This is a genomic window from Methylobacterium oryzihabitans (assembly GCF_004004555.2).
GTDB classification, from domain to species: domain Bacteria; phylum Pseudomonadota; class Alphaproteobacteria; order Rhizobiales; family Beijerinckiaceae; genus Methylobacterium; species Methylobacterium oryzihabitans.
The window spans coordinates 1-465 of the sequence record NZ_SACP01000142.1 but is presented as its reverse complement, the minus strand read 5'-3'; the positions used below and the strand labels follow the sequence as shown (position 1 = coordinate 465).

Annotated in this window: 1 protein-coding gene; it reads left to right on the top strand. The window is 59.6% G+C overall.

What is annotated here, in order from left to right; genetic code table 11:
- Positions 1-465 (top strand): GTP-binding protein (locus tag EOE48_RS28750; protein WP_127734244.1); only part of this gene is annotated, 465 nt, incomplete at both ends.

Genomic DNA, 465 nt, shown 5'->3' with positions numbered 1-465 from the left:
AGCGTAACGAGCTCAACGACGAGCGCGTCATGGACTCCAACGACCAGGAAAAAGCGCGCGGTATTACCATTCTGGCGAAAAACACCGCCATCAACTGGAACGGCTACCACATCAACATCGTCGACACCCCCGGCCACGCCGACTTCGGTGGCGAGGTTGAGCGTGTAATGTCGATGGTCGACTCCGTGCTGCTGCTGGTCGACGCTCAAGACGGCCCTATGCCGCAAACCCGCTTCGTGACCAAGAAGGCCTTCGAAGCCGGCCTGAAGCCAATCGTCGTGATCAACAAGGTTGACCGTCCGGGCGCACGTCCTGACTGGGTTCTGGACCAGATCTTCGACCTGTTCGACAACCTCGGCGCTACCGACGAGCAGCTGGACTTCAAAGTGGTCTACGCCTCGGCCCTGAACGGCATTGCCGGTCTGGACCACACCGAAATGGGCGAAGACATGACTGCCCTGTACC